Genomic DNA, 16,333 nt, shown 5'->3' on the forward strand with positions numbered 1-16,333 from the left:
GATTTTAGGCATAGGGTCAATAAATTGTCTCAAAGATAAATACATAGAAAACGTTTTATAAGGTACATCCTAAAGAATAGCACAAACTAAAAAAATACCTGTCATTAAATCCACAAAGACAGCCTAACTCTTTTACAGATAAACAGCCAGTCTTCCTTTATGAATTACAGAAGATTATTCATTAACAACATTCACTAACCCAACATCAAGAAATTGTCCCCCTCCTGTTTGATGACAATGAGCAGCTAACGTAATCTTTGCCCCTGACTTTAATAACTTCCGAGCAACCGCACTAATTTTTAAAGGCTCATAAGTCGTGTTATAGCTGGTTGCTTTCGCAGCAAAAACACCATTAACATAAATCTCTACATCTTCGTCATGAAACACATAGAACTGAAGGTTTTTGTAATTCCCATTGGGCATCGTAAAAGTACGGCGAATCCATATGTCGCTGGTGTCCCATTGTGTATGGCTTCCCTCTAACGTTCCAAAGCCAGCTTGACCTCCCTGCCATGTGGTGACAGGAAAAGATGGCGACATCCAATTCTTAGAGGGTTGATGAATGGTATAGCTCCAATCACAATGCGTAGGAACCACCGACACTACTTTAGGCGGGAATGGAAATTTAGGTAAATGCCCATTTAAGATTTTTCATTTTATCGCCTGATGCCCATTTATGCCACATAGCACTATTTGTTAACATCTTAATAAAAAAGCCACCAACAACAGGACGAGCATGCATCCCCCCGCTATGGATGTCATCCGTCATATAAGAATCGGCTATCGGATCTCGGACAGTAGTATGATCTAAATAATCGTAAATTGGAGATATGAAAAACCGGAAGTCTTTATCATCCGCCATTGTAGCTGTCCATATGGACCAGTCTGCCTTTGTTAAATGCGTTCTGGAATCCAATGGGAGACCATAAGGCTGCATGACCGTTTTATAAAAGGCTATTTCTTTTTGTGCAACGGAACTGGGGAATATATTTAAATGAAGGATTTGATCCCAAACAAGATTATATTTCTGACTCCAGGTATTGGGTTTGTCAAAAGCTAATTTGTAATGATACCCATCAGCAGCAACTTTCATCCAGTGCTCAGCATCATTTTTAGCTAAAGCCATAAATTCCTGTGCCGTAGTATTATCGCCTCTCATTTTGCAAAGATCTCCATAAGCAGCAAGCGCAAGAATAGCTTTTACAGATAGATTCGCATTGTGCGCCAAATGTCCCATAAAATCATCAGTACATAATTGATTTTCAGGATCCAAACCGTAGTTTTTCAAGTAATCTGCCCATTGTGTTAATTGTGACCACCAGGGAGTAACAAAATTTGCATTACCATCGGCATGGGCAATGGCATCACAAAGCAGAAGCATATTCCCGCTCTCTTCAACTGGCATACCCTCTCCGCCGTCATCCCGCCCAGTAATGATTGGATATGTCCCTAAATCGTGAGGGGCGTTAGGAAATTTCCAATGGGGGGAAGCCGCATAATCAAGCACTGAGACTAAGGTTGCTTTTGCTAAAGTAGGATTAAGAAATATCCAAATTGGATCCATAGGATATATCACATCAACAGTAGCAATATCCCCGTTGCTCGTATTCTCTTTGGTAAAAAACAAAGGTTGTCCGTTGGCATCAGCGGCTAATCCACAAGCTGCAATACACTCCCGATAGGCTGCTGCACAAATTTGGGCATATTGGTCTCCTCCCTCTTTAGTCATGTCTGCCATTAACTCATGATCAAACTTTTCGCAACGATTACGTAATGAAGGATATTCTTTTGATGCCGTCTGTAGCAAGACAGAAGGAGTGGCTCCTTTGCGACGCCAATAAGGACGTAATGGTGTCCCAAAATATTTGATTGCATAAATCTCATCGTAGGCAACGATAACCTGACGCTCTACTGTTTTTGCCCCAACTTCTCCAAGATGGAAAACAAATGCAAGAACAGGGGTATTATCGTCAACCGCTCTTGGCATGCGGGCATCAACGATAGAAGGAATATCCCCCTTTTGAGAAAAATCTTCAAGTAACGTCTGATTTGCTCCAATCGCCGGTTTTGACTCTGAACTCAAAGCAGCAGCATAAGCATATCCCCAATCAATGCGGTGATCATCCCCGGAGGAACCTAAAATAGGCTGCGCTTGTGTGCCAACCCGTAAAGCCGTTAATGTCCCCATTTTTAATTTCCCCCACTTCACTGTCTCGGCAGGCGTATTAACTGCTAATTCGGAACTGGTACTGCTATAAATAGATACTTTATGTGATTTACCGTCAACAGATCGGACATCCCATGTTATATAGCTCAATGGAAGAGAGAATGCATTTAAATCATGCGGCAAGGCCGGCGTCATAAACGTTAGGGTAACATGCACCCCGGCATCTTCAAATTCATAAATACTGCGTGTGGGTAACACCTGCAATGAACGTTGAGGAAATGCTGGCACGTCTTTAGGTTCAGCCCCCATCAGTCGATAGGTTCTACCATCAATACGAATCAAACTCGCTAACGCTTGTTCGTGATGGGTCCAATGCACAGTATTTTTATATGATTATCCGCAAAGCGACCTGTTATAAATTCTGGATTTGAAATCGGTATTGTAATTTGCAGCGGCAAACACTAATCTATCGAACATCTTTTCCCCGAAATATCTTCGGTTGAACTTATAGCAGAACTCATTGAGATAATATTGTAAATACTCTTTTTTAAGCTGGTGGTGCATATCAAGTAGTAAACGTTTCACGTTTGCAATACTGATATGAACCCATGGAAGTATCTTCTGAAGGTCTTCTGGTTCAATAACCTGAGCCTTTTGAGACTCCACAGCTTGATGTAGCTTAAAAAATGTTTTTGAATCATCGGTGGTTAATTCCGCCTTTGAATCAATTTGTTCTTTGACAATTTCAACGGCAGTGTCAGCTCTTAAATCAGGCACTACCTGCATTTTAATGTGGTTTATCTTTTTGGGCTTTTTACCCGGTTTTGGATTTTCAACCACAATGCTTTCTGTCATTACAAGGACTTTAGACTTATTCTGACTGCCTGCACCACGTTTTAAGTTCTGTTGCTTACAGTCATCACTTATCAGAGTGGTAATAAAAGCATTGTCAAGTTCTATTTGTCCCGAAAGCTGATATTCATTGTCGCGTTTACCCATTATGTCGCTCAATTTCTTGTGCATTTCCCAAATGGGTTGATAGCGTTTATGTCCCAGTTGCCGTTGCAACTCGGAAGCCGAAAAAGATTTTTTGGTACTGGTCAAAAGGTGCATGGCAACATACCAGTAACGAAAAGGGAGTTTAGAAAATTCTAATACTGTACCCCTTCGTATGGACTGGCGATGATGACAATGCGTACACTCGTAACGTAGCTTGTTTTTAAGCCAAATATGTTTTGTGCTGCCGCATTTTGGACAAACAATACCGATTTGATCCCGTTGCGCCTTAAAATGCGCAATACAGGATTCCTCATCGGGAAAATTTAGAATGAAATTCAAGAGATTCATAGCGTGTATTTTTACTGTTGAATACGCTGTAAATATAATGTATTTCAATGAATTATACAAATATATTGAGAACTTTTTATTACAAACTCAACCGTAATTCTGGCCTCTTTTTCTACAGGTCGCTTTGCGGATAATCATTTATTTTTATCTGTCAGATGGTCTGCTTCAGACCAAATGCTTAAATAAGGATCAAACGTCACTAATGGGACTGCCGGCGGACGAAACGACACTGGTTGTCCTGAAAGTGAGGGAGGCATTATAATGCACGAAAAAAGTGCCAACAAAATCTGTATGGCTTTGAAGTCTTTTTGTTTCATGTTAATTCCTTGTTTTTGCTAGATAAAAAAATATTTTATTGGAAATTTTTCATCCTTAATGTGTTCTCATATGTCCAGAATATCCCAAGGCATCTTAGCATCGCATCATAGGCTTGTAAGGCAAGACATATTTCATCTGTTTATAATTTTTCTTTTATTGGTCAGATGGAACTCGCACATAAACATTTCTTTGTGTGTCATGCTTTATGTGTCGTGCTCGTTTCATATCTCTTTTTCTTAAGTTGTTATACGAAATATTAATTCCTTTCAGTGTGAGCTTTAGGGGTCCCTTATCACGTAAAACGGATTCACACAAAGTGATTTGTTCTTCGTTTACTGTTCTTCGTTTTCGAAACTTACTAAATAACTCATTATGGTTTTATTCTTATTCCATCTCAATAACGATATCATGCGTTCCCCGTATTATTGAACTAATAGAATAATTACGCTGTCTTTTACCATCCACTGTAAATTGTCTAATCGAATTCCCTTGACCTTTAATCAAAATATTCAAGACAGAACGACGATATTTGAGATTTTTCATTTCGACAAAATGAATTTCAGATGGTAAATAAGGAGCAAAGGCGAGTGAATGTTCTTCAAATCTTAATCCAAACAGCCCTTTTAGAATCATCGATATATATGCCGTTGCTGACCACGTTTGTAGTTTACATGATTCCCAATGATAATGAGGATGTAATGATCCATTCGGTTGCCATCCACCGTCGGGTTGCCCATTGGAAGGATTATAAATTTCTCTGAAATCATAGTCCCCTTTGTCTTTGTCCAGTGCCAAATGGGTCAGACCAAACAGTTCCTTGGTAAACGAAGTTCCGTCTCCTACAGCTAGAGATGCTTGTGCAAAAAAACCGTTTACCATTGGCCAAATCAAATTATTATGCCTCCCTGGATGCTCCGATGAATACCTTGGAAAATCTGGATAAATAGACGTTATACCGTATTTGGATACTACCGCATGGTGAATTAACTGATTTGCGGCATTACCATTAATGACACCAAAAATAACAGCAAATGAAATTCCAAGTGCTTCCTGATACTTGTGAGCGTTCCCATTCTGATCAATCAGGTAATAAAAAGAATCACTGTCTTTGTTATATAAATACTTCAGTATACTTCTTTTGATCCTATCAGCTTTTTGCTGATAGTTGATAGTGATTCCCTTATCTTTATGTAAAACAATGCTCATCTTGCTTAAGTCTATATATGCTTCATAGTACACACAATTGGTACTTAAGCATTTCATATACATTGAATTTTTATAATCAAGGACTCCACTGGAAAAGTTCAATGTGTCAAAAATAGGCTTAGGGTAAGCGGCAATGCCATCGTTAAATACGGATGGCCCCATAAATAAACCATAATGAGGATCAAAAGTTTTTTGCTCCAAAGATTTCATTGTGTTGGCTGAGCAAATATACGCTTGTGCCAAAAATGACTTGTCTCCAGTAATTAAATAGTGGTTGTAGGCAGCAATGACCCAAATAATCTTGTCCCAATACTGATGTCCAATAGTATCTTTTTTGATTGTCACATGCCATAACGATTGCTCTGCAACTTCCGGTCTCAACAAACTAACTCCATTCCATGAGTTAATCGCAATATCACGAGTCCATTCTCCTCCATAATCTGCCCCGGCAGCAAGTATACCTCTGCGAATATTAATATCAACAGTTTCTATCGCTAATTTATATGCTGCTTTTACTAGCGGATTATCACAAGAAAAATCTTGAGCAAAACTATGAAGCGTAGTTAATAACAGTAAACCTGATACTATTCTTCTCATCCTAGTGTATTTATGATTTGTTTGATTCTATAAAACGTAATAGACACAACAACCAATATGCATGTATCTCTACTAAATATTACAAATTATCTTCAACAAAAAATTAAAATATTCCTAAGGAGTCTTTGTACTTACCAACTCACTTGAATCTGATCATCATTGTCAGGGAAGGAGACGCTCAATACATGCTTTGTGTCAAATGGCCCATAGTCGGCAAAAGCAAAATGACTTGTAAAGAAGCGTATCTCTTCCGGCGTGACTGTTTTTGCAGCGCCGTTGACCGTCAGATGTTGTACCTCTTCCGGTGTGAAGCCATGCAGCACCAATGTGATGACATGAAACCTTGAGGTAAAACTCCCTTCCTTCTTGCCAAAGGTAAGCATTGCCTGTTGTGGGTCGTAGCTGATCAACCGTTTGTAATAATGTCCCGATTCATATTTGTACGTTGTCCCGTCATCCTCGTAATAACGGTATTGATTCGGTTGTTGTCCCTCATAGAGGTTGATAAACAGGGTATCGCCACTGTTGTCGGCTGTCGATTCTACCAGCTTCTGCATCGGAATGATGCTCCCTGCCTTCACGTACAACGGCAAACGGTTCAGTTCCGAGTTTGCCACAATCACTTGCTTGCCGGCATAAGGTTTATCATTGAAAAGGTCATACCAGTTCCCTTCCGGCAGATAGACCCTGCAAAGGGATTCCGTCCCTTTTACGGGAGCCACCAGGATGGAAGGCCCGAAAAGATATTCCTGCTGGAATTCGGGATCATAAATGGTAGAATCGTTCGTATAGTTAATGGCCAGTGACCGGTTAAGCGGCATCCCGTCCTGTGACGATTCATAAAAGCCAGCATAAATATAAGGGAGCAACTGATAACGGAACCCGATATAACGGCGGGCAATATCTTCACATGTCTCCCCGAAATCCCAGGGTTCTTCCCGGTTGGAGTTGATCGTGGTATGAGCCCTGTACATCGGAAGGAAAGCCCCGATCTCCATCCAGCGGGTGTAGAGGCTCTGGGTAGGATTGCCGCTGAATCCGCCCACATCCATTCCTGCAAAAGTAACACCTGATAAACCCAGGCTGTTGATGAGGCGGACACCCAACAACATATGGTCTTCCTTGGCCTGGTTGTCTCCTGTCCAGATCGCTGTATAACGTTGTAATCCCGAATAACCTGAACGGCTCAGTACAAAGGGACGCTTGCCATCCATGTATTTCTTTGCTCCTTCATAGGTGCTTCGTGCCATCTGGAATCCATATACATTCTTTGCCTGCCGGTAAGTAGTGTGTAATCCATCCCAGTTCAGGTTAAGCAAGTCGGGCACTTCCTTTCCCCAGACCGCTATTTCGTTCATGTCGTTCCAGAATCCGGTTACTCCTTCGTCGGCATAGGTCTTCACCCATCTGCCCCACCATGCACGCGTCTTTGGCATGGTGAAATCAGGGAAGTTACACCATCCCGGCCATACCTGTCCTGCATAATTGGTTCCATCGGGGTATTTGATAAACAGGGACGAATCCACTCCCTGCTGGTAAACAGGATAGTTCTTGGCAATCTTGACCCCCGGATCGATGATCACGGCCAGATGCATCCCCATCTTCTGCAATTTTCCCGTCATGGCTTTCGGATCGGGGAAACGGTGTGGATCCCAGGTGAAAATCTTATAATGATCCATATAATTGATGTCCAGATAGATCATGTCGATGGGGATATGCCGTTCCCTGAACTTGGCAGCCGTTGAGAGCAGGTCGGCTTCAGGGAAATAACACCAGCGGCATTGCTGGTACCCTAAGGACCAGATGGGGGGAATAGGAGTGCGTCCCGTAAGCCAGGTGTAGGAACCGATGATCCCTTTTACGGTAGAATGATAAATAAAATAGTAATTCATCTCCCCGCAACTGGCCCTGAAGTAGTCAAAACGGTTGCTACCGGCGCCAAAACTGAAGAGGCTGCGGGATGAATTGTCCATAAAGATGCCATAGGCCAGGTGATCGTGCAATCCCATATAAAAAGGAATGGTGGAGTACATCCTGTCGCTGGCATCATCGTATTCGGGATTATCCGTGTTGTAATTCACGCAGGCTGTCCCTGCACGATCGAGGTTTCCTCCGTGTTCTCCCATCCCGATGAAACGTTCTCCCGGTTGCAGGGTCTTGTATGTGGTGACTTCTTCTCCGAGCCATGAAGTGCCGAAAGCCGGATCATCGGCATTGATCACTTCTCCTGTTTTTGTCAGGAAGGTGAATCGTAGCGGATCTTTGGTAATACGCAATGTAACCGAGTCGGTTGAAATGGTGTAGAGCCCTTTGGCGTCTGTCACCTGAACGTGGCAGGCTTCGGGCTTCACTTCAACGGCATAACTGAAGTCCGGGGCAAAAGCCTGGTGTGCAACCCGGATACGGATGACACCCGGAGCATAAACCGTCACTTGTGCCCTGCCGTTTGTGGTCAGAAAGGTGTAGGTGGAATGCGATACTTCGATCTTCTTCACATTCCCCAGCGGACTGTTAGCCGGTACCTGCCCTTTCATATTCGGATACAGAATCCCTAACAAAATCCAAAGTAAATAATAACGTTTCATAGATAAAAATACAAAACAACTATCATTAATCTATCAATATACCAAATAATAAGAACATTGCTTTGCAATAGAAGGATTGACAATTGTTTGATTAATCAAGTCTCCTACTTGAGGATAATACATGGCAAACTCGTGAATTAATCGATTAAAATGAGTTGGATGATACTCAATCCGGATATCTGTTTGATTAACACCCGACAACATGTCTGGAATGGGACTACCGCTATTTTTTAAAAAAGCAACTGCTTTTTTCAACCTATGCATCTCCCCAATCATTCCGTTAATATCAACTTGTTTCGAAGGATAATAAATCTCAAACTCAGTTTTTGAATTACAGCTCACATCATTACTCCTTATATGAACCGTCAAATCATGACCGGAATAATTCCATGTGTCGTTTTTCTTATCTGTGTTGTAAGAGAGTAGTCTCCCATTCAATACCACAGAGTCTGGAATTACTGAGCCATAGAGTTGTACCTCAATATTGCGATTGTGTATCATCCCAGAAAAAGCTCCGGTTCGTGGATAAATCGTTACTCGTAAAACCTTGTTACCCTCTTTCTCTGTTTGAATTTTAGTAAATGTATAAGCTCCTTTCTGATAATCGTTGTTGTTGCCTGCATCTTCATAGAGCCTGGTACTAAAACTGCTTCCTGGAAATACTTTCACGATCAGGTCTTTACTGTTTTCCTGCAAATTCTTAACTTTGTCATCATACATCGGAATAATAGCACCAGCTTTTACATACACTGGATATTGATCTATCATAAATTTACGGGTAATGATCTGACCTCCCTTAAAGAGTGTCCCTGTACTCCATTCATACCAATCATTCCCTGCCGGAAGCCAAACTTTTACAGTCGATAAGCCATTAATAGCCGGAGTAACAACAGGTTTAATGAGCATATTATCTCCAAACATATATTCGTCTTTGAGGGCATAAGCTTCTTTATTTTGAGGATAGTCATAATACATGGGACGGCATAATGAAATCCCAGTGTCATATGCTTTGCGTGACATAGTGTATATATAAGGTGCCAAAGCATATCGTAAATGAATAGCATTGTACAAAGCATTAAAATAGTCTCCGGTAAAATTCCAGATTACTCTGTTTAAACGAGGATCTTTGGTCGAATGAGTACGGAAAATAGGACTAAATACACCGTATTGCATCCATCGGGTATACATTTCAGGATCTATTTTTTTCAAAGAATCAGGCACATTTCCAAACCAATGCCCTCCTAAATCATGACTCCAATAACCATACAGGACATTCGATGCCGTGGCAGTAAAATAAGGTTGGAAGGCAAGTGATTTCCACGAAATAACCACATCTCCTGAAAATCCAATTTGATAGCGATGATTACCTAATCCGCCCCAGCGATGGTACAACAATGGCCGTAAGTTTGTCTGTTGTTCCATTTCAGTGAAAAAACAATAATTCAGCCACCATGTATTACTTAATCCTGCAATTTCTTTTGAATATGGCCATTGCTGCCAATCAAGCCACCAAAAATCAACGCCTTCTTTACGTAGTGGATTGAGAACGATATTAAAAAGATTGGACATATATTTTTTATCGGCACACTCAAAAGGAATATTTTTATGCCCTGTGGTATCAAAGCTCATGGCTTTAGCAAACTCAGTATACTTTGCTTCTGTCGGTGCAATACCCGACGCTGGGTGTAAATTTAATGCCGTTTTTAGATGCTGCCCTTTTAACCATTGTAAAAACTTCTCCGGATCAGGGAAAAGCGATTTGTTCCATGTATATCCTGTCCATCCTGCCGTGTGCCAGTCCATATCGATAATCAACACGTCCAACGGTATATTATATTGCTTAAATTTTTCCACTAAGGTGCGTAGCTCATCGTCAGAGTAGTTCCAATAACGAGACCACCAATATCCAAAAGCATAGCGTGGAGGCAGGGGAATTTTCCCAGCTATTTTGGTAAAATCATACAAAATAGCTTTATAGTTTGTCCCATAACCCATGAAATACAAATCTAATTCAGGATTATTCCTCTTCTTTACCCATTTCCAGGAGCTATTATCAAATAAAAAATTGTTGGAATCATCCAATAGATACCATCCATTGCGTGAAAGAAGTCCATTTTGAAATGGAGTTGGAATAGTGTCGCCCTCGTGTGTGTCTCCATTCATACCATCAAGAGTTCGGAAAGTCCCTTTAAGGTTTTCATTGTTTGCCATTCCTGGATGCCAAAGGATAGGAGAACCGTTAGCCTGTTTATATGTTATCTGAAGATTCTCTTGATTAAATTTCCCAGATCCAATCTTATATTTCAACTCCATAGTTGACGTCTTAATAATCAACCATTGCCCCTGATTGATTTGGGTATATGGGATCGCAGGTAAATCTCGATGGATAACAACAAAAGAAGGAGCATTCACAAACCGCCGTGTGGAATCATATTCCATCCGAATAATATGGGAAGTAAGAAGTGTAAAACGGGCTGCCCCTGAAACAATCATGGTGGGTCGATCATTATCTTCTAGCGGGACATTCTCCTTAGCATTCATTAGAATGATATCACAAAACAAGCTTAGTGATATAAATATTGTTTTTACAATAGTACTCATACAATATAATTATTTTGTTTTTGAAAATATAAAAAACAGATTATCATAGCTTGAATAAGATTCATAGCTCATATTATGATAGTATTATATAAAATTTATACCTGCGAATCATTATCATAGAATAACATACACGTCAGATTTAGAAAATTACGTTATCTCACTAACTATATGGAAAGCATCAGATTAAATCTACTGCTATTTAATGCTTACATTTACATATTTCCTGATATTTTCAATAGGAACAGAAATTGAGAGTATAGCCTCTTGGCTGTTCCATGTCCAATTTCCTTGTGGAGATTGAACACTGGGGAGCAGCTTGCCATTCAAAGAAACATGAACAGGTTTCGATAAGCCATGTACAGAGATTATATAGGCTCGTTTGGGGAGCTGTCCCTCGAATACACCTTTAGCAGGATCAATAATTATATTATAACCTTTTTTAGCATTCCCTGTAAAACGAATTGTAGTCCAGGCAAAAGCATTGTGTTTATATGATAAAGACATCCCATCGTCTTCATATAAATTAAACCTTCCATTTCGAGGGCCATAAATATCCAACATCAGCGTATCAAGTTTTCTTTGAGCAGAATACGACATAGCCCGCTGCATAGGTATTATCGCCCCTTCCTTGACGAATAGAGGCATTGTTGTTAGTGAACATGTATCAGAAATTGATTGTCCTCCTATATACGTCTTTCCAGTAAAATAATCAATCCATTTACCAGGAGGAAAATAAATGGATGAAACATTAAGGGAATCGGTTATTGGAGCAACTAAAAAATCATTTCCAAATAAATATTCATTGGAATGCTTGTATGCTTCAGGTAGATTTGGATACGTAAGATACAGAGGCCTAACAATTGGGAGGGCCTTTTCATATGCAATTCTTGTATAAGTATATAAATAAGGAATAAGTTGTTCTCTCAAGTTAAGAAATTTTTTTGCAACTTTAATTGCTACCTTACCATACACCCAAGGCATTCTCAAATTTCCATCGGCTGGATTTTCAGTACTACAGTGGAGACGCATAATGGGACTAAAAACTCCAAATTGTAACCACCTACAATACATTTTTGCACCTATCAATCCACCAAGAAAACCACCTATATCATGGGTTACATAAGGCATAAGCACATTCCCCGCTCGTGCGGTAAACGAAACTTCATAAGCCAAAACAGGCCACTCAGAATGTGTATCGCCAGTAAAAAAAGCAGGATATCTTTCACTACCCCATCCTCCGTATCTACTGATAATAAAGCTCCTTTTACCTGTAAACTTTTGAGTATATTCATAATAAAGCCTATTAGTCCACAATTGACTATTAATTCCAGACATCGAGGCGAATCTATTTTTATTTTGCCACCAATTATAATTACCTCCACCATCTATCCACCAAAAGTCTACTCCATCTTTCATAATAGGAGCATGCAAAACTTTCATAAATATGTTTGCTTGAAGCTTATTAGTCAAATTAAACCCAATAGCTGGAGTTTTTATGTGTAAAAGCTGCCTTATTTTTGGGGCTTGACTATCTTTCGATGAAAGAATGCTTTGATCGCTACCATATCCAGGATGGTCGTTAACAGCAATATGTAACCCATACTTATGAGCCCAATTTAAAAATGATTTAGGATGTGGAAATATAGGACTCCAGTCATAACCACCCTCCCAACCAAACTTATGCCAACCAAAATCAAGAACAAGAACATCCAAAGGTAAGCCTTCATGCCTAAACTTTTCGATTTCTTGTTGCAAATTTTCGTCTGTATAGTGATAATCTGTTACTAACTTTGATGAGGGTAAATATTCATAATTCAAATCTGTAATCCAAGTGCCCAATACATACCTTGGAATCATAGGAATCTTACCACATACCCTCGAAAATTCTAAAAGAGCATATGAATAATTATCTCCATAAGAAAAAAAATACCAATCTTGTAAATTCTTTTTAGAGCGGGGTTCAATCCACTGCTTTTTTTTATCCCAAATTGCACTATGACTATCATCCAATAAAAAATAACCACTTTTACTTAAAACACCTTTAGTAAAACTTGGCAACAATTTCACACTAGCCTGATCCAATGCAGAACCAAGACCACCAAGGTTTAATGTATCTGAGTCCCCTGGCATCCACTCACCTTGTTTATTACCATATATCCATTTAACATTAAGATTATATTTTGTAAACTTTCCTGATCCTAAAAGATACTTTAGTTTAATATTATCAGTAGATATGATCAAATGACCATTTGCCTCCTTCACGGTCATTTTGGTCGTATTGGAAGGTCTATTGACGACAACCACTGACGGTTGATTAATAAAATAGGCCCCTTCCGAATATTCCATTCGGACAAGAGTAGGGCTGAGTACTTCAAATCTTGCATTCCCCGCAATAACAATATTATTAAGTCTCTTAAATGGAGTTTGTGGAGTTCCTTTTAACTGCGCAAAAATATTTTCTGAAACAGAAAAGCAGAGTGCCAGTAGTATTATTAAAAAATGTATCTTTCTCATTTATATCTATTTATCAACATTATTCTCGCAAGTAAAACAATCGGGTAGAAAAAGATGAGTACTTTTATTCCAGATATTGCTGTTGCCATTTTTGAGCATATTAAGTTTCCCACATAAAGAGTCAATTCAATATCTCAATTATGTATATTTTAGTGAAGTCATCTTGACTTTTTCTGTTTAGTAATTTTCTTAAGTAGTATCACGATAAAAGCGATAAGGTTAAAGCTTTGCCAACTGGAGCAAGTAACATCAAATCTGTTCAATAGAGATCTGAAACTATCCATCCATGCATTGGTTCTTTCTATGCAATAGCGTTGCTGATAGAGCAATTCATCGAAGAATATATCATCCGTATGTGCTGCGTTACGCCAGTTAATAGCGATGTTGGGTATTATTTCATGGGAAGAACAGAATTCTCTGAACTCCGCAGAGTCAAAACCTGCATCGGCATTAAGAAAAAGACCATCAACTCTTATATCGGAGTTATTCAGCGAATCAATAATGTCGGTAAAACGTTCTTTAATTTGATGTAAATCATTGTGATTCCCTTCTATCGGGTCTGATATGGCCAATGGGATACCTTGTCTGTCTGTAAGATAAAGAGCATTGGTAGTCTTCCTTTTCTTCCGACCCTGATAAGCAACCTGTTCTCCTCCACGTAATGCGGGGGTATGGCTGCCATCCAAATCAACACTGGACATGTCCAATGAGGCTCTGTATTTATTCAATAAACCAAACCAGATTTGTTGTAACACTCCTGATTTACACCATGTACGAAAATAACCGAAAACAGTCTTATAATGCAATACGACATTAGAAAATAAACTTTTAACGGGCAACATATGCCATTGACAACCTGTTTTTAATTTGTACAATATGCAGTTAACAATCTCGGCGATATCACACTTTGTCCTGAACCCTCTCTTGGGTACAGGGATGAATGGCACTATTTCTTTATTTATTGTATCTTTGTCGAGTACTAAGTACATGGGGAAGAGTGGTGTTTTATAGTTTTGCTTTTCATAAAACGGCTCTTCCCTTTTTTTAGTATTTAAAGCTTGTAAAAGTCAAGACGAATTCATTGTATACTTACGTTGTGATTCTATTTTTATACACCACTATTATTGTAATTATATTATCACCTTGCAATCTCTCAGGTACAAAAAAATTCTTCAAATTTTATTCATACTGAAGTTATACAGAATAGCTTGTTAGGTTGTATGACCTAACAAGCTATGGGTATAAATATTAATATCCAGGATTCTGTTTTAGCTGACGAGATGCATTAAGCACTGACTCCCCTATAGGATAAATGTCTGTATGATTGTCAGGATCCGGTTGTTTATCCCACCATGTACCAGAATTAAACACACCCCAACGAATCAGATCTGTACGTCTACGACCTTCTACTAAAAACTCACGTCCCCATTCATCTATCATTTCTTGATCAGTTAATTGACTCCCATCAGGCTTATATAAGCTAGGTGATCCTGAAGGGTAATCTCTTTTACGAACATCATTCAGCAAAACAGCTGCCCCTGCCTTATCTCCAGCTCTATATTTACATTCTGCAAGCGAATAATAAATTTCAGCCAGCCTTATTTCAGCATAGGCAGAAGAAATTTTATTGGGATCGCTACTGGGATAAAAGGGATACTTTACGGGGTAAATCCCAGAGTTATCGTCAGCATGAAGCATATCCGATTCTTTATCTGCAATTTTAGTCCCAGGCTTTGCTCCTAAAAACCACCCTGATTGATCTCGAATATAAAGAGGATATGGGCCCCCATCGCCTTTAATTGTATCCAATTGTCCATTGCTATCAGTGTAAGTAAGATATCCATATAGAAACATCCCTTGTCTTTTACTTCCACCTAAGTTCTTATATAACTGTAAACGATAATCATCTGGGTATTTTTGAAATTTCATAAAAGGCTTTCCCAATGCAAAACTATATTCTACGCTATCTACATCTCTTCCTGGCTGTAGGGAATATTTTGGATTTGCATCTCCCCAATCTGTAAAGCCAAAATAACGCGGAGCTTGATAAGGCAACATCCACCAATACATGTCACTTCCATATTGCCAATGTGAAAGGCCATAAGACCCAGGGAATCCAAAAATAACTTCTTTCGAGGTAGAATTTGTGTAATCAAATGGGCCATACCATGTAGAATCTAAAGCATACGTCCCATATTTGCCATCTATGATATCCTGGCATACTTGCGCACAAGAGTCAAACCTATCTACCCCTGTCCAAACTTTTGAATTTAGGTACAGACGGACGAGTAATGCAGCGGCACCTCCTTTTGTCCAACGACCAATAGCATTGTCCCCTAATTGATCGTTTGTATAAAGATTAGGTATCGCCTCTTTTAATTCTGACTCAATATAAGCAAACGCCACTTGAGGAGAAACTTGAGGTTCACCCTGTGACACACCTTGGACAGATGGGACAAGGACTATGTTTCTATAAAAATCTAATGCACGAATATACATCCAAGCTCTCATCACTCTGAGTTCCGCAATCATTTCATCTATTTGGGCTTGAGTAAAATCAACTTGCGCTAATTTCTGTGTATTATTTCGAATACCCTGTAAATCTTGCATAGAATTAGTCGCAAGGCAAATCCCCTCATAAAAAGCATTCCAAGCATCACTAGTAAAATTATCGTTAGCTGTCCATGTATGGTAGTGAAGTCTGGCAAATTCACCACCATTATACCAATCTCCTCCTCTGGTGGGGGTCATGAGCTGGTCAGCGCAATCTTCTTCCATTTCATATGTTTCATTTCCAGCGATAGACCAGTAACAGTGTTCAAACGAACGTATAAAATCCTGGATTACATTTTGATGTGTTTGCAAGAAATTACTACCAGTAATAGTGCTATATACTTGTTCGTTAAGATTTGTGCAACCCCACATTAACATCAGAAAAATGAATAATATACTTCTAATAAAGTATCTCATGTTATATTTATACGGTTTCATTGTAATA

Annotated in this window: 10 protein-coding genes; all 10 read right to left on the minus strand. The window is 39.4% G+C overall.

From position 1 onward, the window contains the following. Nucleotides 1-174 precede the first annotated feature (174 nt). A complete protein-coding gene (locus tag FHX64_RS03295) occupies nt 175-597 on the minus strand; it encodes a hypothetical protein (protein ID WP_221202133.1) in 423 nt (140 codons plus the stop codon). A 28-nt stretch (nt 598-625) separates the two neighbouring features. Continuing rightward, complete coding sequence (locus FHX64_RS03300; protein WP_183412413.1) at nt 626-2,545, minus strand: glutaminase domain-containing protein; 1,920 nt, start codon at nt 2,543-2,545, stop codon at nt 626-628. A 15-nt stretch (nt 2,546-2,560) separates the two neighbouring features. After that, the gene (locus tag FHX64_RS03305; protein WP_183411871.1) at nt 2,561-3,514 is read right to left on the minus strand and encodes an IS1595 family transposase; all 954 of its coding nucleotides are present in this window, start codon (nt 3,512-3,514) and stop codon (nt 2,561-2,563) included. A gap of 134 nt (nt 3,515-3,648) precedes the next feature. Then, entirely contained in the window at nt 3,649-3,831 is a 183-nt protein-coding gene (locus FHX64_RS03310) for a DUF4964 domain-containing protein (RefSeq protein ID WP_221202134.1), read from the minus strand. 385 nt (nt 3,832-4,216) lie between these two features. Further along, nucleotides 4,217-5,635 carry an MGH1-like glycoside hydrolase domain-containing protein gene (locus tag FHX64_RS03315; protein WP_183412414.1) on the minus strand — a complete coding sequence of 473 codons (1,419 nt, stop codon included), beginning with the start codon at nt 5,633-5,635 and terminating at the stop codon, nt 4,217-4,219. Nucleotides 5,636-5,766: 131 nt separating this feature from the next. Beyond that, the gene (locus FHX64_RS03320; protein WP_183412415.1) at nt 5,767-8,220 is read right to left on the minus strand and encodes a glycoside hydrolase family 31 protein; all 2,454 of its coding nucleotides are present in this window, start codon (nt 8,218-8,220) and stop codon (nt 5,767-5,769) included. Between the two features lie 33 nt (nt 8,221-8,253). Further along, the gene (locus tag FHX64_RS03325) at nt 8,254-10,821 is read right to left on the minus strand and encodes a glycoside hydrolase family 31 protein (protein ID WP_183412416.1); all 2,568 of its coding nucleotides are present in this window, start codon (nt 10,819-10,821) and stop codon (nt 8,254-8,256) included. Nucleotides 10,822-11,016: 195 nt separating this feature from the next. Beyond that, nucleotides 11,017-13,335: a glycoside hydrolase family 31 protein gene (locus FHX64_RS03330; protein WP_183412417.1), complete on the minus strand. Its 2,319-nt coding sequence runs from the start codon at nt 13,333-13,335 to the stop codon at nt 11,017-11,019. Between the two features lie 158 nt (nt 13,336-13,493). Then, entirely contained in the window at nt 13,494-14,324 is an 831-nt protein-coding gene (locus tag FHX64_RS03335; RefSeq protein WP_183411862.1) for an IS5 family transposase, read from the minus strand. Nucleotides 14,325-14,583: 259 nt separating this feature from the next. Next, the gene (locus FHX64_RS03340) at nt 14,584-16,326 is read right to left on the minus strand and encodes a RagB/SusD family nutrient uptake outer membrane protein (RefSeq protein ID WP_183412418.1); all 1,743 of its coding nucleotides are present in this window, start codon (nt 16,324-16,326) and stop codon (nt 14,584-14,586) included. Nucleotides 16,327-16,333: the final 7 nt, after the last annotated feature.

The sequence above is a fragment of the Microbacter margulisiae genome, assembly GCF_014192515.1.
Taxonomy (GTDB): Bacteria; Bacteroidota; Bacteroidia; order Bacteroidales; family Paludibacteraceae; genus Microbacter; species Microbacter margulisiae.

Coding starts and splice junctions, on each gene's coding strand:
- FHX64_RS03315 (WP_183412414.1), bottom strand. CDS start 5,635: ATGAGAAGAATAGTATCAGGTTTACTGTTATTAACTACGCTTCATAGT.
- FHX64_RS03330 (WP_183412417.1), bottom strand. CDS start 13,335: ATGAGAAAGATACATTTTTTAATAATACTACTGGCACTCTGCTTTTCT.
- FHX64_RS03305 (WP_183411871.1), bottom strand. CDS start 3,514: ATGAATCTCTTGAATTTCATTCTAAATTTTCCCGATGAGGAATCCTGT.
- FHX64_RS03310 (WP_221202134.1), bottom strand. CDS start 3,831: ATGAAACAAAAAGACTTCAAAGCCATACAGATTTTGTTGGCACTTTTT.
- FHX64_RS03325 (WP_183412416.1), bottom strand. CDS start 10,821: ATGAGTACTATTGTAAAAACAATATTTATATCACTAAGCTTGTTTTGT.
- FHX64_RS03320 (WP_183412415.1), bottom strand. CDS start 8,220: ATGAAACGTTATTATTTACTTTGGATTTTGTTAGGGATTCTGTATCCG.
- FHX64_RS03335 (WP_183411862.1), bottom strand. CDS start 14,324: ATGTACTTAGTACTCGACAAAGATACAATAAATAAAGAAATAGTGCCA.
- FHX64_RS03340 (WP_183412418.1), bottom strand. CDS start 16,326: ATGAAACCGTATAAATATAACATGAGATACTTTATTAGAAGTATATTA.